Raw genomic sequence first — 19527 nt, forward strand, 5'->3', positions numbered from 1 at the left:
AAGGAACACCAATGACCGATACCACCTTCTTCCTCAACCGGCTGGCGGTCGAGCCCCACGCGCTCGCCTTCGGCGGGCAGTCCACGCCGTGGACCGTCGCGCTCGCCGACCAGACGACCGACCCGGCGCTCGAGGCTGCGCTGCGCGGTCACGTCGAGGCCGCGAACCGGCTGCTCACCCCGGTGAGCGCCGATCTGCTGGCCGCCAACGGCCGTCCGGTCGACCTGTTCGGCTTCGAGGCCAACCCCGCCTCGCTCGGGCCCGCCGCCGACGCCGCGGCCTCCGTGCCCGGCATCGCGCTGACCCAGCTGGGCGCGCTCATTGACATGACCGGCCTGGGCTACGACGTCGCCGCCGCCAAGCCGGTCGCCGTGCTCGGCCACTCGCAGGGCGTGCTCGCCGTGCACATGGTCCAGGCCGTCGAGGAGGCCGGCTCGGTCGAGGCCGCCTCCGGCGCGATCGACGAGATCCTGGCGATCGCCCAGCTCATCGGCGTCGCCGGCTCGCGCCAGACCAAGCTCATCGCGCTGAACGCCAAGGTCGGCGAGGCCACCCCGATGCTGTCGGTCAAGGGCGCCACCGTCAAGCAGGTCGAGGCGCTGATCGCCCGCGTGTCCAAGCCGCGCGGCCCGATCGCCATCGCCGTGACCAACGCCTCCGACAACCAGGTGCTCTCCGGCTACCCGGAGGACCTCGCCTCGTTCGTGACCGAGGCCGCCAAGGAGCACAGGCACCAGGCCAAGCTGCGCGAGGAGAAGGTGCGCGGCGGCTCGGTGTTCGACCCGGTGCTCGAGTACCTCGACGTGACCCTGCCGTTCCACTCCCCGCTCATGGCCGACGCGGTCGAGCAGACCGTCGCCTGGGCCGAGGCCTGCGGCCTGGACGGCGAGCACGCCCGTGCGCTCGCCGACGAGGTGCTGGTCAACCACGTGGACTGGGCGAGCCGCGTGCGCGGCCTGATCGAGTCCACCGACCCGACCGCGCTGTGGATCGTCGACCTGGGCCCCGGCCAGACGGCCGGCAAGCTCATCGCCGCCAACGTCCAGGGCACCGGCGTGGGCATCGTCGAGGCGACGACCGGCGCCGAGCGCGCCGCGCTCGCCACGCTGGACGGCGACCCGGAGCGCACCCAGAACTGGAAGGACTTCGCCCCGTCCGTCGTGCACACCCCGGCCGGCGACAAGATCCGCACGAAGTTCAGCGAGCTGACCGGCAAGGCCCCGGTGCTGCTCGCCGGCATGACCCCGACCACCGTCGACCCCGACATCGTCGTCGCGGCGGCCAACGCCGGCTACTGGGCGGAGATCGGCGGCGGCGGCCAGGTGACCGCCGACGTGTTCGACCGCCACGTCGCTAAGCTCGAGAAGAAGCTCGACGAGGGCCGCACCGTGCAGTTCAACACGATGTTCATGGACCGCTACCTGTGGAACCTGCAGTTCGGCCAGCAGCGCATCGTCTCCAAGAAGCGCGCCTCCGGCACCCCGATCGACGGCGTGATCATCTCCGCCGGCATCCCCGAATATGACGAGGCCCTGCAGCTGGTCGAGTCGCTGACCGCCGACGGCTTCCCGTACATCGGCTTCAAGCCGGGCACCGTCGACCAGATCCGCCAGGTCGTGCGCATCGCCAAGGGCGTGGCCCCGGCCAAGATCATCATCGAGGTCGAGGGCGGCATCGCCGGCGGCCACCACTCCTGGGAGTCGCTCGACGACCTGCTGCTCAACACCTACGCCGACGTGCGCGCCTGCGACAACCTGGTGCTCGTCGTCGGCGGCGGCGTCGGCACCCCGGAGCGCGCGGCCGACTACATCTCCGGCCAGTGGGCCCGCGAGTACGACATGCCCGACATGCCGGTCGACGGCGTGCTCGTCGGCACCGCCGCGATGACCGCCAAGGAGGCCCACACCAGCCCGCAGGTCAAGAGGATGCTCGTGGAGACCCCGGGCATCACCGACTTCGCCCCGGACCCCGACCCGTTCGCGCCGCGCGGCGAGAAGTGGGTGCCGGCCGGCAAGGAGGTCGGCGGCGTGACCTCCGGCCTGAGCCACCTGCACGCCGACATCTACGAGCTGGAGAACTCCTCGGCCGTGTGCGGCCGCCTGCTCGTGCGCGTCATGAACCACCCCGAGGAGCTCGAGTCCCGCCGCGACGAGATCATCGAGGCGCTGAACAAGACCTCCAAGCCGTACTTCGGCGACCTGGAGACGATGACCTACCTCGAGTGGGCCGAGCGCTTCGCCGACCTGTCCTTCCCGTGGGCCGACTGGAGCTACGCCGAGCGCTTCCTGCACCTGCTGCAGCGCATCGAGGCCCGCGTGTGCGAGCAGGACTCCGGCGAGCTGACCTCGCTGTTCGCCGACCGCTCCGACGTCGAGGACGACCCGCAGGCCGCCATCGCCAAGCTGCGCGAGGCCTACCCGCAGGCCGCCGAGCTCAAGGTGACCGCGGCCGACGTGGCCTGGTTCCCGACGCTCATCCGCGAGTTCCACAAGCCCATGCCGTTCGTGCCGGTCATCGACAACGACCTGCTGCGCTGGTGGGGCCAGGACCAGCTGTGGCAGTCCGAGGACCCGCGCTACTCCGCCGACTCCGTGCGCGTCATCCCCGGCCCGATCTCCGTGGCCGGCATCACCACCATCGACGAGCCGGTGGCCGACATCCTCGGCCGCTTCGAGCACGCCGCGATGGAGCGCGTCAAGCAGGCCGACGGCGGTCGGACCACCGAGGCCTACGCCGAGATCGGCGACTCGCAGGACGCCGAGTCCTTCATCCGCAACTGCCCGAACATCTCCTGGGTCGGCCACCTCATGGACAACCCGGCGTACGGCACCCCGCACGGCGACAAGAACTACGAGATCCGCTACGTGGGCACCGACGGGGACGGCGAGCAGTACGACCTCGACATCCACCTGGACACCTACTGGGACAACGACCCGGACGGCGGCCTGTCCAAGCACGCCGTGCGCGACATCGTCATCCCGCTGACCGTCGACGGCTCGCGCGCCGGCCTGTTCCCGGTCGTCGACCGCAAGCGCCTGCCCGCGCACGTCTACGCGATGCTCGCCGCGACCGCAGGCATCGGCAACACCGCCATCACCGGCGACGCGCTGACCGCGATGCCCGAGGTCGTCGACGGCGTCGCCGACGCCGAACACGAGTACGTCGGCCGCCAGGGCGAGCCGGCGAACCCGGACCGCCCGTTCGGCGAGGCGCACGCCACCTACACGCTCTCGGCCAACCTCGGCTTCGACCACGAGGCCGCCACCGCGGGCACGATGCCGAACAACCTCAAGGCCTCGCGCATCGCCCCGGACGCGCTGGTCGGCCCGGCCTGGCCCGCGATCTACGCGGCGCTCGGCTCCGTGTACGTCGACGGCTTCCCGGTCATCGAGGGCCTGCTCAACGCCGTGCACCTCGACCACCTCATCGAGCTCGAGGTCACCGAGGAGGAGCTGCTCGCCCACACCGGCGAGACCATCCGCATGACCAGCTGGGCCGAGGACTACTTCGAGTCCGCCTCCGGCCGCGTCGTGACGATCCACGTCGTGCACGCCGCCGAGGACGGCACCGTGCTCGCCAACGAGACCGAGCGCTTCGCGATCCGCGGCCGCGCCTACTCCGACGCGCTGCCGGCCGAGGCCCCCGACTACGGCGACTACCTGGAGTTCCACCGCGACGAGCTGGAGTCCAAGGAGCGCATGTTCGCCCTCGACGAGACCGCCGACGGCCCGCTGCCGCTGGTCGACGCGACCCCGCGCCGCCTGCTGCGCCGCGTCAGGGTCAAGGCCCCGCACGAGATGACCGCGTTCGCGCGCACCTCGGGCGACTTCAACCCGATCCACACCTCGCACCGCGGCGCCGCCATCTCCGGCCTCGCCGCCCCGCTCGTGCACGGCATGTGGCTGTCCGCCACCGCCCAGCACGTCGCGCAGGCCGTGGACGACAAGGGCGCCCACTACGAGATCGCCGGCTGGACGTACAACATGTACGGCATGGTCCAGCTCGACGACGAGGCGGAGATCTCCGTCGAGCGCATCGGCAAGGTGCGCCACGGCGGCATGGCCCTGGAGGTCACCTGCCGCATCGACGGCCAGATCGTCTCCCGCGGCACCGCCGTGACCCGCGCCCCGAAGGCCGCGTTCGTCTACCCGGGCCAGGGCATCCAGCAGCAGGGCATGGAGCTCGACGCCCGCGCCAAGTCCGCCGCCGCCCGCGAGGTCTGGGAGCGCGCCGACGCGATCACCCGCGAGAAGCTCGGGTTCTCGATCATCGCCATCGTGCGCGATAACCCCAAGGAGATCGTCGCCAACGGCGTGCGCTACTACCACCCGGACGGCCTGCTCAACCTCACGCAGTTCACGCAGGTCGCGCTCGCGACGGTCGCCTTCGTGCAGACCGCCCGCCTGCGCGAGGCCGGCAGCGACATCTGGCCCGCGTACTTCGCCGGCCACTCGCTGGGCGAGTACAACGCGCTGAGCTCGTTCGCGGGCATCATCCCGCTGGAGACCGTGCTGGTGCTCGTCTTCCACCGCGGCTCCGCGATGGACAGCCTGGTCGAGCGCGACGAGAACGGCCGCACGAACTACCGCATGGGCGCGCTGCGCTCCAACCAGTTCGGCATCGGCGACGACGGCGTGAACGAGTACGTCGAGTCGATCTCGAAGGCCACCGGCGAGTTCCTGCAGATCGTCAACTACAACCTCTCCGGCTCGCAGTACGTGCTGGCCGGCACCATCGCGGGCCTGAAGGCCCTGGGCGCCGACGCCGAGCGCCGCGCCGCCGAGTACGGCGGGCGCAAGCCGTTCATGCTGCTGCCCGGCATCGACGTGCCGTTCCACTCGCGCATGCTGCGCAAGGGCGTGCCGGACTTCCGCGACAAGCTCGACGCGCTGCTGCCGCAGCACATCGACTACGACCGCCTGGTCGGCCGCTACATCCCGAACCTGGTGGCCACGCCGTTCCGGATGACCAAGGAGTTCGCCGCCGAGATCCTCAAGGTGGTGCCCTCCGAGCGCATCAAGGCCGCGCTGGACGACCCGGCCGTGTGGGACTCCTACGCCGCCGACGACCAGAAGCTCGGCCGCCTGCTGCTCACCGAGCTGCTCTCCTGGCAGTTCGCCTCCCCGGTGCGCTGGATCGAGACGCAGAACCTGATGTTCGGCGCCCGCGGCGCCGGCGGCCTGGGCGTCGAGGAGTACGTCGAGGTCGGCCTGGGCAACTCGCCGACGCTGGCCAACATGGCCGCCAAGACGCTGGCCCAGCCGAGCTTCACCGGCCGCGACGTGACCGTGTTCAACGTCGGCCGCGACGAGGGCCGCGTCTACATGACCGACTCAGATTCGCTGGTCGTCGAGGAGGAGGCCGACGAGGCCCCGGTGGCCGAGGCCGCCCCGGCCCCCGCCGCCGCGCCCGCCGCGACCCCGGCTCCGGCCGCCGCTGCCGCTGCCGCCCCGGCCGCTCCCGCCGCCCCGGCCGGCGCGCCCTCCGGCGCCGCCGTCGAGGACATCCCGTTCAGGGCCTCCGACGCGATCGGCATGCTGCTGGCCTACTCGGCCAAGGTGCGCCCCGACCAGATCGGCGACAACGACACCACCGACACGCTGACCAACGGCGTGTCGTCGCGCCGCAACCAGCTGCTCATGGACATCAGCTCCGAGCTGGGCGTGGCGAGCGTCGACGGCGCCGCCGAGGCCTCGATCTCCGCGCTGAGCGCGCTGGTCGACAAGGTCGCCCCGAACTACAAGGCCTTCGGCCCGGTGCTGGCCGACATCGTCCGCGACCGCGTGCGCGGCATGTTCGGCGCCGCCGGCGTCAAGGTCGCCCAGATCGAGAAGCGTGTGACCGAGACCTGGCAGCTCGGCGCGGGCTGGGCCTCCAACGTCGTCGCCACGCTGGTGCTCGAGACCCGCGAGGGCGCCTCCGCCCGCGGCGGCGACCTGGCCGGCCTGGGCAGCGAGCCCGCGTCCAACGCGGCCGCCGCGAACGCGCTGATCGACGCCGCCGTGCAGAAGGTCGCGCAGGCCCACGGCATGTCCGTCGCGATGCCGTCCGCCGGCGGCGCGTCCGGCGGCGTGGTCGACTCGGCCGCGCTCGACGCCTACGCCGCGACCGTGACCGGCGCCGACGGCGTGCTGGCCTCCACCGCCCGCTTCGTGCTCAGCCAGCTCGGCGTCGCGGCCCCGGCCCCGCAGGCCGAGGGCGACGACAACGCCGCCGTGGTGGCCGCCGTCGAGGCCGAGCTCGGCTCCGACTGGCCCAAGCAGGTCGAGCCGCGCTTCGACGCGAACAAGGCCATCCTGTTCGACGACCGCTGGGCCTCCGCCCGCGAGGACCTCGCCCGTGCGTTCTACGACGGCGACTCGGCCGCGCTCGAGGGCAGCTTCGTCGGCCTGGGCAAGGACATCGCCGACGAGGCGGGCTGGTTCGCCGCCAAGTGCGAGGACCAGGCGCTGGCCGCCGAGTACGGCCGCATCGCCCGCGAGGCGATGGAGTCCGCCGCCGACGACGAGGCCGCATCCCGCTTCGCGGGCGACGTGGCCGTCGTCACCGGCGTGGCGCCGAACTCGATCGCCGCGCAGGTCGTCAACGGCCTGCTGGCCGGCGGCGCGACCGTCATCGCCACCTCGCACAGCTTCCGCGCGTCCGTCAAGGCGTGGGCGAAGCGGACCTACCGCGAGCACGCGACCGGCGACGCCACGCTGTGGCTGGTGCCCGCCAACCTGTCGAGCTACCGCGACGTGGACGCGCTCGTGCAGTGGGTCGGCAACGTCCAGAAGAAGACGACCGGCGCCACGACGACGATCCTCAAGCCGGCCTACCAGCCCGACCTGTTCTTCCCGTTCGCGGCCCCGCCGGTCCACGGTTCGCTGGCCGACTCGGGCGAGCTGTTCGAGTCGCAGGCGCGCCTGATGCTGTGGGGCGTCGAGCGCGCGATCGCCGGCCTGTCCGCCATCGGCGCCGACACCGACGTGGCCCACCGGCTGCACGTCGTGCTGCCGGGCTCGCCGAACCGCGGCATCTTCGGCGGCGACGGCGCCTACGGCGAGGTCAAGAGCGCGTTCGACGCGATCGTGAACCGCGCCCGCGCCGAGAAGGACTGGTCCAGCCACGTCACCTTCGCCCACCCGAAGATCGGCTGGGTGCGCGGCACCGGCCTGATGGGCGGCAACGACCCGCTGGTCGAGGTCGTCGAGCGCCACGGCCTGCGGACCTACTCCACCGCCGAGATCGCGGTCCGACTGCTGGAGCTGGCCGACAAGCCCGCCCGCGAGCAGGCCAAGACGGCCCCGCTCGACGTGGACCTGACCGGCGGCCTGGGCAGCGAGCCGATCGACATCAAGGCGCTGCGCGCCGAGGCGATGGCCGACGCCGCCGCGAAGGCCGCCCGGGAGGGCGACGCCGCGGACGCCGAGCCGGCCGCCAAGGGCGCCGCGATCAAGGCGCTGCCGACGCCGCACGTGCCGCACCAGGCCGAGGTCGACCTCGACGACTGGAAGGGCGTGACCGCCAGGCCCGAGGACGAGATCGTCATCGTCTCGATCGGCGAGCTGGGCCCGTGGGGCTCCGGCCGCACCCGCTTCGAGGCCGAGCTGGGCATCCACTCGGACGGCACCGTGGACCTCTCCGCCGGCGCCGTGCTCGAGCTGGCCTGGAACATGGGCCTGCTGACCTGGCAGGACTCCCCGAAGCCGGGCTGGTACGACGCCGACGGCAACCTGGTGCCCGAGGAGGACATCGCCGAGCGCTACCACGACGAGGTCGTGGCCCGCTCCGGCATCCGTCCGTTCGACGAGGGCATGGGCAACGACTACAAGGACGGCGCCGACGAGGAGGAGGCCGAGGTGTTCCTCGACCACGACGTCGAGTTCTCGGTGCCGACCCGCGACATCGCCGACGAGTACGTCAAGCTCGACGAGGCGCACACCACGGTGCGTGCCGACGAGGAGTCGGGCGAGTGGATCGTGACCCGCCACGCCGGATCGATGATCCGCGTGCCGCGCCGCGCCACGATGACCCGCACCGTCGGCGGCCAGTTCCCGAAGGGCTTCGACCCGCTCAAGTGGGGCATCCCCGCCTCGATGGTCGGCGCCGTCGACCCGATCGCCCAGTGGAACATCGTCACCACCGTCGACGCGTACCTCAACGCCGGCTTCACCCCGGCCGAGATCCTGCAGGCCGTGCACCCGTCCAAGGTCGCCAGCACGCAGGGCACCGGCTTCGGCGGCATGCAGTCGATGCGCAAGCTGTACCTCGACCGGTTCCTCAACCACGAGATCCCGACCGACATCCTGCAGGAGGCGCTGCCGAACGTGGTCGCCGCGCATGTGATGCAGTCGTACATCGGCGGCTACGGCAACATGATCCAGCCGGTCTCCGCCTGCGCCACCGCCGCGGTGTCGCTGGAGGAGGGCTGCGACAAGATCGCCCTGGGCAAGGCCGACTTCGTGGTCACCGGCGCGATCGACGACATCGGCGTGGAGTCCGTGATCGGCTTCGGCAACATGAACGCGACCGCGAACTCGCAGGAGATGTACGACAAGGGCATCGAGCCCCGCTTCTTCTCCCGCGCTAACGACCGCCGCCGCGGCGGCTTCCTGGAGTCCCAGGGCGGCGGCACGATCCTGCTGACGCGCGGCGACATCGCGCTCAGGCTCGGTCTGCCGGTCGCCGGCGTGGTGGGCTACATCCACTCCTTCGCCGACGGCGCCCACACCTCGATCCCGGCCCCGGGCCTCGGCGCCCTGGCCGCGGGTCTGGGCGGCAGGGACTCGAAGCTGGTCAAGGACCTCGCCGCGCTCGGCGTGACCCCGGACGACATCGCCGTGGTCTCCAAGCACGACACCTCGACCAACGCGAACGACCCGAACGAGTCGGAGCTGCACAACACGCTGGCCCACGCGATCGGCCGCACGGACGGCAACCCGCTGTTCGTGATCAGCCAGAAGACCGTGACCGGCCACGCGAAGGGCGGCGCCTGCATCTTCCAGGTCAACGGCCTGACGCAGCTGTTCAAGTCCGGCGTGATCCCGGCGAACGCGGCGCTCGACTGCGTGGACCCGAAGCTCAGGCGCGACGACCACATGGTGTGGCTGACCCGGCCGCTGCACGTCGGCAAGGTCAAGGCCGGCCTGGTCACCTCGCTCGGCTTCGGCCACGTCTCCGGCTTCGGCGCGATCGTCAACCCGGGTGCCTTCGAAGCGGCCGTCGCCCATACGGCCGGCATCGAGGCTCTCGAGGAGTGGCGTCGCCGCGCCAACGAGCGCCTGGCCGCCGGCCAGCGCCACCTCGAGGAGGGCATGATGGGTCACGAGGCCCTGTACGAGCCGATCGACAACCGTCGCTTCCACGAGGACCGCCGCGGCTACGACGCGCACGAGGTCGAGAAGGCCATGCTGCTCGACCCGGATGCGCGACTCGGCGCCGACGGCTACTACGCGGCCTGAGGCCGCGCGGGCCGGGCGGGGCGTTCTCTCCGTTCCGGCCCGTGTGAGGCCGGCGGGAGTGGTGTCCCGTGTCGGCCCTGAACGCTTCGGTCCGAGGCGCACCCGAGGACCGATGAACCAACGCACATGATGCGTTAGCCCTAGAAGCGGCTCCCGTCACCCTGAGCGGTGACGGGAGCCGCTTCGTCATATGCGCCGGATGCGTGCGCTGTGCGATTGGCGCGGGTGATGCCGGTGTGCCGCGTGTGCCTCGTGCTCCGGCGTGTGCGTGTACCGGTGTGCGCGTGTGCCGGCGCGCCGCGTGCGCCGGTGTGCTGGTGTGCCGCGCCTCAGTCCCTGTGATTCCCGTGGTCCGTGGTACGGAATCCCTCAGGGTGCTTCCGGAGGCTTCCGTACCGTACCGTGGTACAGTAGCGAAACAAGAATGGCGGAATTGCAAGGATTGTGATTCCGTACCGTACCGCGGTACGGTACGGTGCGGATGGAAGCGGGCTGGATGGGTTCCGTACCGCGCATCTGCTGCAGGTGTGGGATTCTGCGTGTGTGAGGCGACTGAGTCGGATGGCGCTCTTGATGCTGTTCCGCAGATAGTGGGATTTTGCGTGTGTGATGCGCCTGAGCCGCATGGCGAATCATGGAACCGGATGATGAGTCCGCGACGGGGTGGTGGTCCGGGGGCGTCCGCTGTTGTGGGGCCGCTCCAGCCGTCTCTCTGCCCATATGCACAATGTGCGTTTGTCGTCGAGACTCCGCGCCGGCCCAACCCTCCCGGCCGGCATCGCGCCGCGAAGCGCGCCGCATCGGCGCCGATCGGCGCGTCGACGGCGCGTATCGGCCGACGCGAGCGGGCGTCGATGATGCGGGTCGGCCGCGTGCGTCGACGACGCGTGCCGGCCGTCGCGATCGTGCATCGATGGCGCACACCGGCCGTCGCGATCATGCGTCGGTGGCATGCGTCGATCGGCGCAATTCCGCGCCATACTGCCTCGAACCGGTTTGATGCCACGGGGGTTCCGCGATACACTAGTCAAGGGAATCACCTAACGAAGGAGTTGCAGAGATGATATCCGCCGACGAAGCCGAAATCGACGAGACGTTCGGAAACCGCCTGGCCGCGCGGCACGACGAGCTCGAACAGCTGTTCATGAGCCTGTACGACGACCGCGCCGCCCTCGAGGAGCTCGAGGAGGCGATGGCGCAGGCCTACGCCGAGCGCCCCGCGGACCTCAAGGAGCTCGACGCGAAGCGCGAGGCCGACCCCGAATGGTACAAGCGCGGCACCATGTTCGGCATGACGATGTACACCGACCTGTTCGCCGGCAGCCTGCGCAAGCTCGCCAACCGCATCCCGTACCTGCAGGAGCAGGACCTGACCTACCTGCATCTGATGCCGCTGCTCAAGATGCCGCACCCGCAGAACGACGGCGGCTACGCGGTCGAGGACTTCACCACCGTGGACCCGACGCTGGGCACCAACCACGACCTGGCGAACCTGACCAAGAAGCTGCGCGCCGCGGGCATCAGCCTGTGCCTCGATTTCGTGATGAACCACACCGCCTCCACCCACGAGTGGGCGATGAAGGCCAAGGCCGGCGACCCCGAATACCAGGACTACTACTTCTGCTACGACGACCGCACCATCCCCGACCAGTACGAGCGCACCGTGCCGCAGGTCTTCCCGAACACCGCGCCCGGCAACTTCACGTGGAACGAGGAGATGCGCAAGTGGGTGCTCACCTCGTTCTACCCGTTCCAGTGGGACCTCAACTACCGCAACCCGAAGGTCCTCGTCGCGATGCTCTCCAACGCGCTCAACCTGGCGAACCTCGGCGTCGAGGTGCTGCGCATCGACGCGGTGCCCTACATCTGGAAGGAGCTCGGCACCAGCTGCCGCAACCTGCCGCAGGTCCACACCATCGTGCGCATGCTGCGCATCGCGCTGGAATGCGTCTGCCCGGCCGTCGTGCTCAAGGGCGAGGTCGTCATGGCCCCCAAGGAGCTCGCCGCCTACTTCGGCACGCCGGAGCACCCCGAGTGCCACATGCTGTACAACGTCTCCATCATGGTCAACCTGTGGAGCGCGCTCGCCAACGGCGACACCCGCCTGCTCAAGGCGCAGCTCGACGCGCTCAACGCCCTGCCGGAGAACTGCTGGTTCGTCAACTACCTGCGCTGCCACGACGACATCGGCTGGGGCCTGGACGAGCCGAAGGAGTGGGAGCTGGGCATCGACCCGCAGAGGCACAAGGAGTTCCTGTACCACTTCTACGAGGGGTCCGTGCCCGGCAGCTGGTCGATGGGCGAGCTGTACAACTACGATCCGGTCAGCCGCGACGCCCGCAGCTGCGGCACCACCGCGAGCCTGTGCGGCATCGAGAAGGCGATCTACACGCACGACCGCTCCTCCTATGTGCGCGGCGTCGAGCGCGACCTGCTCATGCACCGCACGATGGCGTTCCTGCGCGGCTTCCCGATGCTCAACTGCGGCGACGAGATCGGACAGCTCAACGGCTGGGACTACAAGGACGACCCGGACAAGGCCGACGACAGCCGCAACCTGCACCGCAGCAAGTTCAACTGGCGCAACGCCGAGAAGCGCGACACCCCCGGCACGCTGCAGCACGAGCTGTGGGAGGGCATGAAGGGCCTGCGCGAGATGCGCGACGACCCGGCCTTCGCGCCCGACGCGTGGGTGACCACCTGGGACGCGCACAACGACCACGTGCTCGCCGTCGTGCGCCAGGTCGAGGGCGAGACGCTGCTGGGCCTGTTCAACTTCACGATGGACGGCCAGACCGCCTACCTCGACAGCAATGCCGGCGTGAACCTGCCGTGGAAGGTCGACCTGACGCCGTACGAGGCGAAGATTATCCGCTGCGGCGAGTGATCGGGCACGGGCGGCCGGCGGGCCGTGCCCCTCGCGCCGTGCCGCGACATGCCGGTCGGCGCGCGTCGTCGATTTACGCCGGCCGGCATGCCATACTGAAAAGCCGTGCCCGGCCGCATCGCCGGCGGGCGCGATCATGAGATGTCACGGGAGCGTGGCGCGCCGTGGCTGCGGTCGCAGGGACCGCCGCCGGCTGTCATCGGCGCGTCCGCTCGCCGTGATTACGTCAAGCGGACGTTATCCGTCGTGGGGGACGGGCGGCCGACGTCTTGGATCGGGCGAGGCGCGAAGGTCGGTCCGTTGGCTTCCGGGGCGGTTGTGACGCCGCGCCGACGGTCGGGCGCGGATCGCGGGAGTCCGGCAATGCGTGCGTCGGTTGCGGTGACGTGTTTGCCGAGCGTCCGCGGCTTGTGGAGCTTCGGCGATACGCGAGTCGGTTGCGGGCGGACGGGCGTGTCCCGGGCCGGGCGTGTCCCCTTCGATAACGGGCGGTCGGTTCGTCGACTCCTTGACATCGGTCGGGCGGGCGTCGGCGGAGCGAACCGCGCATGACGCGCGCATCGGTCTCGGTTGGACGTGCGCGGCCGATGCTCGTGCTGTGGCGTGCAAAGACGCTGCCGATTGGTCTCGGCTGGGCGTGCACGGCTGGTACGGTGGCGGTATGGGCATGGAATCATCACGTGATGCGTCGCCCGGCCTGCGCGGCCGGAGTGCAAGCCCGGCGCCGGTCGCCGGCGTCGCGCGGGCGGTCGGCGAGGCTGTGGACTCGGTTATGGCCGCCGCGCGGGCGGACTGGTGCGTCGGCGTGATCGGCGTGGGTCACGACGTCGTGGACCTGGCGGCGTTCGGCGAGCAGCTGCGCGAACCCGGCTCGCGCATGCGCGGGCTGTTCTCGGCGCGCGAGCTGCGGCAGTCGACGCTGCGCGCCGCGGCGAAGCACGACGGCGAGGCCGTGCATCTGGCGGCGCGCTGGGCCGGCAAGGAGGCGGTGCTCAAGGCGTGGTGCGACGCCCTGGGGGACCGGCCCTATCCGTATACGCTCGACGACTTCCCGTGGTCGGGGATCGAGATCCTCGACGATTCCCGCGGCAGGCCCCACGTGGTGCCGGCGGCGCCGGTGGCGGCGCGGCTGGCGGAGTCGCTGCCCGGCTCGGGCGCGAGCGACGGGCCGCGGTGGCATGTCTCGCTGAGCCATGACGGGCCGGTGGCCTGCGCGGTGGTGCTGCTGATGGGGCGCCCGGCGTGACGCGGGCGTGACGGGCGTGACGCCGCCGTGGCGTCGCGGCCGTTCGGAGTGCCCGCCGTAGTCGACACGCTGCGGGCGGATGTGTATAATGGCTCAGGTCGTTTCCTGCGAGGCGACGCACGCGGACGTAGCTCAATGGTAGAGCCTCAGTCTTCCAAACTGATTACGCGGGTTCGATTCCCGTCGTCCGCTCCACTTGAAAGGCCGCGAACCCCAAGGATTCCCAAGGGTTCGCGGCCTTTCAGGCTATAGGGCAATGTCGGGCGGCAACGGGCAGCGGGCGCCTGCGTCCGGGGGGCGGCACGTCGTTGCAGTTACTGTGTCCTGTGCGACGGGCCGTGAGACTTGGGATGCCGCCGTGCCTCGGTCTAGTGCTTGCGGGGACGGCCGCCCCCGACGCCGCGGCCGGGACGGGCGGCGTTCCATCGATCGATGGTCTCGGGCAGCCAGCCGCGCGTGCGGCCGATGGTGGCGTCGGGTTCGGGCAGCTTGTAGGCGCTGACCGCGCCTGTGGAGATACCGAGTCGTTCGGCCACCTCGGTGACCGACAGGTAATGTTTAGTCGTCATAATTCACCATCCCTGCGAACAATCCGTCGATGCCGAAGGCCGCCTCGAATCCGGTCGCTCCGTAGGGGAGATCGGACAGGGCAATGCCGGTTCCCGCAATGGCGAACGGCAGCGAGACGATGTCCGGCGTCCTTCGTTTGCTCATGGTTTCCATGATGTCACATACGTGTGGCGGATTCGCGGGGTTGCGAACATCCAACTGGATTAGGTGAGGCAGCCCGCCGGCGTTCCGGCGGGTATGAGAGGCGGTATTCCGCGGGTCATACCCGGCATATCCCCGTTTCGGTGCCTCACCTAATCCAGTTGGGTGTCCGCAGGACCCGTAATCCGCTACAGCTTATGCAGATACGTTCCGTCCGGGCCGCGCAGCCGGCGGGCCGCACGGCATCGGCCCGCCCCGACGAGCCCTGCACGGCCGCGCGGGTGGACGCCGGCGTATCCGCCATCCCATCTGGGGCAAGTTCTCGCGCGGATCTGACGGAACGGCGGCGGGCAGTTCGATGGTCATGCCGGAACCCTCCCGCAAGTTCCCTCGCGGGCCGCACGGGACGGCGATGCCGGCGAGGCGGACGGGGTAAGGTAGGGTATCGGCGGCAAGAACGACGCGAAACCCGTCAGACACGGCAAAGGAACGAGGATATGACGAAGGCACCCGAAGCGACGGCCGATCCCGCGAACGAGAACGAAGTCCAGGCCGAGGTCTCCAAGCACCCCGTGGCCTCGATCCCGACCACCGACCTGTCGCTGGCCGACATCGAGCGCAGCCGTTCCCGCCCGATGCGATGGGTCGCCTACGTCGTGCTCGTGCTCGCGGCGATCATCGGACCGTACTGGCTGGGCCGCATGCTCGCCACGAACCACACCGAATGGCTCGTCTCGCATCTGAGCATGCTCGAGCCGCGCGGCGTGGCCCTGGTGGCCTGGGCGGTCACCGTCATGGCCTTCACCGGGCTGGCGCTGGTGATCGTGGAGACCCGCAACCGGATAGGGCACATTGTGTTCATCGCCGGTCTGGCCGCGGAGCAGTTCATCGGCGGCCTGTGCCTGCTGCGCCTGGACTTCTGGTACTCCACCTACGTGATATACGGCGACTCCGCGCCGCTCGCCAACGCCGCGAACCTGGGCATCATCGCCGCGGGCATCGCGGTCGCGGTGTACGCCGTGGTGTTCGTCGGACTGCTGGTGCTGATCCGCAAGGATTCGCCGCTGAACGTGCTGACGCGCAGCTGGGCGTCCTACCTGCTGTTCTTCGCGCTGGAGGTCGTCGCCCTGTTCGTCGTGCTGTTCGGCGGCCTGCTCACCGTGGTGTGAGGCGCAACCCACCGGCGATCCGTTTGGTCATGGGGTTCTGTATACTAGTCGTTTGGCGTATTTCCGCCCGCGGATAGAGAGCGCTGCGGCATGGGGCCGCCAGCACCGCGCAGCTAGACACAAGGAGGATGCCGTGGCACTTACGGCTGAACAGAAGCAGCAGATCATTTCCGAGTACGCGACTCACGAGGGTGACACGGGCTCCCCGGAGGTCCAGGTCGCTCTGCTGAGCAAGCGCATCGCCGATCTGACCGAGCACCTGAAGATGCACAAGCACGACCACCACTCCCGCCGTGGCCTGCTGCTGATGGTCGGCGACCGTCGCCGTCTGCTCGACTATCTCAAGCGCGTGGACATCAACCGCTACCGCTCGCTGATCGAGCGGCTTGGTCTGCGCCGATAATTGAACGCTTCCGCCCGGGCAACCATGCTCGGGCGTTTTTGCATGTCGCCTATCTGACGAGGGTTGAACGAGGAATGCCCGAGGCTCGGGCAATGATGCGAGGAGACTGCACACGAGGAGCACGCGGCCAGGTACGCCGCGTACGGCATGCACAATGTGAAGGCAAAGAAGTTAGCAAGTAGGAAAACAACAAAGGAGAAACCCTTGGAGGGTCCCGAAATCAAGGCCGTGGAGGCCGTAATCGACAATGGCTCGTTCGGCAAGCGCACGCTGCGCTTCGAGACGGGCCGTCTCGCCCAGCAGGCCGATGGCGCTGTGGCCGCGTATCTGGATGACGATTCGATGGTGCTGTCCACCACCACCGCAGGTTCCAGCCCGAAGGAGAACTACGACTTCTTCCCGCTGACCGTGGACGTCGAGGAGAAGATGTACGCCGCGGGCAAGATCCCGGGCTCGTTCTTCCGCCGCGAGGGCCGCCCGAGCTCGGAGGCCATCCTGGCCTGCCGCATCATCGACCGCCCGCTGCGCCCGCTGTTCCCGCACACGCTGCGCAACGAGGTGCAGGTCGTCGAGACGATCCTCGCCGTGAACCCCGATGACGCGTACGACGTCATCGCCCTGAACGCCGCGTCGGCGTCGACGATGATCTCCGGCCTGCCGTTCGAGGGCCCGGTCTCCGGCGTCCGCCTGGCGCTGGTCGACGGCCAGTGGGTCGCGTTCCCGCGCTGGAGCGAGCGCGACCGCGCCGTGTTCGAGATCGTGGTCGCCGGCCGCGTGGTGGAGAACGGCGACGTCGCGATCGCGATGATCGAGGCCGGCGCCGGCAAGAACGCCTGGTCGCTGATCTACGACGAGGGCCAGATCAAGCCGGACGAGGAGGTCGTCGCCGGCGGTCTGGAGGCCGCCAAGCCGTTCATCAAGGTGATCTGCGAGGCCCAGGCCGAGCTCAAGCGCATCGCCGCCAAGCAGACCAAGGAGTTCCAGCTCTTCCCGGAGTACACCGACGAGCTGTACGCCCGCATCGACCAGATCGCGCATGAGGACCTCAACGAGGCGCTGTCCATCGCGGAGAAGCTGCCGCGCCAGGACCGCATCGCCGAGATCAAGCAGCACGTCAAGGACACGCTGGCCGGCGAGTTCGCCGACATGGACGAGATGGAGAAGGACAAGGAGATCGGCAACGCGTTCAAGGAGCTGCAGCGCCAGATCGTCCGCCGCCGCATCCTGACCCAGGACTACCGCATCGACGGCCGCGGCCTGCGCGACATCCGCACGCTGTCCGCCGAGGTGGACGTGGTCCCGCGCGTGCACGGCTCCGCCCTGTTCCAGCGCGGCGAGACCCAGATCCTGGGCGTCACCACGCTGAACATGCTCAAGATGGAGCAGCAGATCGACGCGCTGTCCGGCCCGCAGACCAAGCGCTACATGCACAACTACGAGATGCCGCCGTACTCGACCGGCGAGACCGGCCGCGTCGGCTCCCCGAAGCGCCGCGAGATCGGCCACGGCGCGCTCGCCGAGAAGGCCATCGTGCCGGTGCTGCCGAGCCGCGAGGAGTTCCCGTACGCGATCCGCCAGGTCTCCGAGGCCATCGGCTCCAACGGCTCGACCTCGATGGGCTCCGTGTGCGCCTCGACCCTGAGCCTGCTCGCCGCCGGCGTGCCGCTGAAGGCCCCGGTGGCCGGCATCGCCATGGGCCTGGTGACCGGCGAGGTCGACGGCCAGCACGTCTACAAGACGCTGACCGACATCCTGGGCGCCGAGGACGCCTTCGGCGACATGGACTTCAAGGTCGCCGGCACCTCCGAGTTCATCACCGCCCTGCAGCTGGACACCAAGCTCGACGGCATCCCCGCCGACATCCTGGCCGCCGCGCTGCAGCAGGCCAAGGAGGCCCGCACCACGATCCTCGAGGTCATCAACGAGTGCATCGACGGCCCGGCCGAGATGAGCCCGTACGCGCCGCGCATCATCACCACCACCGTCCCGGTCGACAAGATCGGCGAGGTCATCGGCCCGAAGGGCAAGATGATCAACCAGATCCAGGAGGACACCGGCGCCGAGATCTCCATCGAGGACGACGGCACCGTGTACATCGCCTCCGAGGGCGGCGAGGCCGCGGAGAAGGCCAAGCAGATCATCGACCAGATCGCCAACCCGCACGTGCCGGAGGCCGGCGAGACCTACAACGGCAAGGTCGTCAAGACCACGAGCTTCGGCGCGTTCGTGAACCTCACGCCGGGCACCGACGGCCTGCTGCACATCTCGCAGATCCGCAACCTGGCCAACGGCGAGCGCATCGACGCCGTCGAGGACGTGCTCAAGGAAGGCGACACCGTCGAGGTGATCGTGCAGGGCGTCGACGACCGCGGCAAGATCAGCCTGGCCATCCCGGGCTTCGAGGAGCAGGAGTCCTCCGCTCCGCGCCGCGAGCGCTCCGACGACCGCCGTCGCGGCCGCCGTTCCGATCGCGACGACCGCCGCGGCGGCGACCGCGAGGACCGCGGCTACCGTTCGCGCCGCGACTACGACGACGATCGCGACTACGACGAGCGTCCGCGCCGCCGCCGCGAGCGCGACGACCGCTACGACGATCGCGACTACGACGAGCGTCCGCGCCGTCGCCGCCGCGACTACGACGACGATGACCGCCGTTCCGATCGCGACGACCGCCGTGGCGACCGCGAGGAGCGCCGCGGCTACCGTTCGCGTCGCGACGATCGCAACCCGCGCTACGCCGCCGACGAGAACTACGACGAGTACCGCGCCGACCGCGAGGAGCGTTCCGAGCGTCCGCGCCGTCGCGTGCGCCGCGACTTCGATCCGTTCGAGGACTGATCGCGGACCTGTGACCGGCCGTCGTCCGCCTGAGGGCGGCGGCCGATCCGGGGCGATGTGACGGGACCCCGCCGACCGATGTGAACTGCCTCCCATTTCTTGTGCACAAGAATGGGAGGCAGTTCAATGAGGCCGGCGGGGTCCCGTCGTATGCGGGGCTTGAATGAAGTGCTGCCGGAAGTAGTGGACGATCGTCGTGGGTGCCCGCCGTATGTGGGCTTGAGTCGGTTGCATGGTGTGACGGGCTTCTGCCGTGTGGTGCCGCCCGTTCCGGCTTTCGGGGAATATGGGGTGTGCGCGGGCGCTTGGCGTACCGGGATCATGTGCATCCTGCGGTGGCGCGTGCGGGTCGCCGCAGGGATTCGCCGCCGTTGCTGATGCACCCGGCGCGTGCGGATTCCCCGGGGCCTTCGTGCACCCCGTGGTACGGAACCCTGCCGTGCCGGTTTTGGGCTGCACCGTACCGTACCGTGGTACGGTACGGAATCCTGATCCTTGGAATTCCAACGTTTCTGTGGAGCTACTGTACCGTACCGTGGTACGGAATCCCCAACAGGGGAGTTGGTGGGCTTGTGTACCGTACCCGGTTCGGGATCTCCATGTGCCGGCCTTGGATCGTGTTGTGCCATGATGCGGAACCGCAGCGTTCATGGTTTCATGCTGCACCGTACCGTACCCCGTGGTACGGAATCCTGTCGTGCCGTGTCTTGTTTCGGCGGATGGTTGACGGGTGTCTTGGGGCATGGTTGACGCTTGTCCTGGGGCATGGTTGACGGTGGTGGTGTGGTTGTGTCATGGATACACAACGACAGCATCCCGGCGTGCACGCC

General features: G+C 69.6%; 8 protein-coding genes and 1 tRNA gene. 7 read left to right on the plus strand and 2 right to left on the minus strand.

Going from position 1 to position 19527, the window contains the following annotated elements; genetic code table 11:
• Positions 1-11 precede the first annotated feature (11 nt).
• The 4 genes from KIH73_RS05335 (at position 12) to KIH73_RS05350 (ending at position 13771) form a co-directional block, all read left to right on the plus strand.
• Complete coding sequence (locus tag KIH73_RS05335) at positions 12-9443, plus strand: type I polyketide synthase (RefSeq protein ID WP_219081317.1); 9432 nt, start codon at positions 12-14, stop codon at positions 9441-9443.
• 1060 nt (positions 9444-10503) lie between these two features.
• The gene (locus KIH73_RS05340) at positions 10504-12330 is read left to right on the plus strand and encodes an alpha-amylase family protein (protein WP_219081319.1); all 1827 of its coding nucleotides are present in this window, start codon (positions 10504-10506) and stop codon (positions 12328-12330) included.
• Positions 12331-13102: 772 nt separating this feature from the next.
• Complete coding sequence (locus KIH73_RS05345; protein ID WP_219081345.1) at positions 13103-13576, plus strand: holo-ACP synthase; 474 nt, start codon at positions 13103-13105, stop codon at positions 13574-13576.
• Positions 13577-13697: 121 nt separating this feature from the next.
• Positions 13698-13771: transfer RNA gene (locus KIH73_RS05350), tRNA-Gly, on the plus strand.
• A 173-nt stretch (positions 13772-13944) separates the two neighbouring features.
• Here the strand turns inward: KIH73_RS05350 and KIH73_RS05355 are convergent.
• Positions 13945-14145, minus strand: coding sequence for a helix-turn-helix transcriptional regulator (locus tag KIH73_RS05355; RefSeq protein WP_219081321.1), 201 nt, complete (start codon positions 14143-14145; stop codon positions 13945-13947).
• The gene (locus tag KIH73_RS05360; RefSeq protein ID WP_219081323.1) at positions 14135-14290 is read right to left on the minus strand and encodes a hypothetical protein; all 156 of its coding nucleotides are present in this window, start codon (positions 14288-14290) and stop codon (positions 14135-14137) included. The genes KIH73_RS05355 and KIH73_RS05360 overlap by 11 nt, the downstream gene beginning before the upstream one ends.
• A gap of 494 nt (positions 14291-14784) precedes the next feature.
• On the opposite strand from KIH73_RS05360, the gene KIH73_RS05365 reads away from it, so the two are divergent.
• From KIH73_RS05365 to KIH73_RS05375, 3 genes are all read left to right on the plus strand, one after another.
• A complete protein-coding gene (locus tag KIH73_RS05365) occupies positions 14785-15456 on the plus strand; it encodes a hypothetical protein (protein WP_219081325.1) in 672 nt (223 codons plus the stop codon).
• Positions 15457-15589: 133 nt separating this feature from the next.
• Positions 15590-15859, plus strand: coding sequence for a 30S ribosomal protein S15 (gene rpsO, locus KIH73_RS05370; RefSeq protein WP_219081327.1), 270 nt, complete (start codon positions 15590-15592; stop codon positions 15857-15859).
• A 204-nt stretch (positions 15860-16063) separates the two neighbouring features.
• Positions 16064-18697 (plus strand): polyribonucleotide nucleotidyltransferase, encoded by a 2634-nt coding sequence (locus KIH73_RS05375; RefSeq protein WP_219081329.1) that lies wholly within the window; start codon positions 16064-16066, stop codon positions 18695-18697.
• Positions 18698-19527: the final 830 nt, after the last annotated feature.

It is taken from the genome of Bifidobacterium phasiani (assembly GCF_019331775.1).
GTDB classification, from domain to species: domain Bacteria; phylum Actinomycetota; class Actinomycetes; order Actinomycetales; family Bifidobacteriaceae; genus Bifidobacterium; species Bifidobacterium phasiani.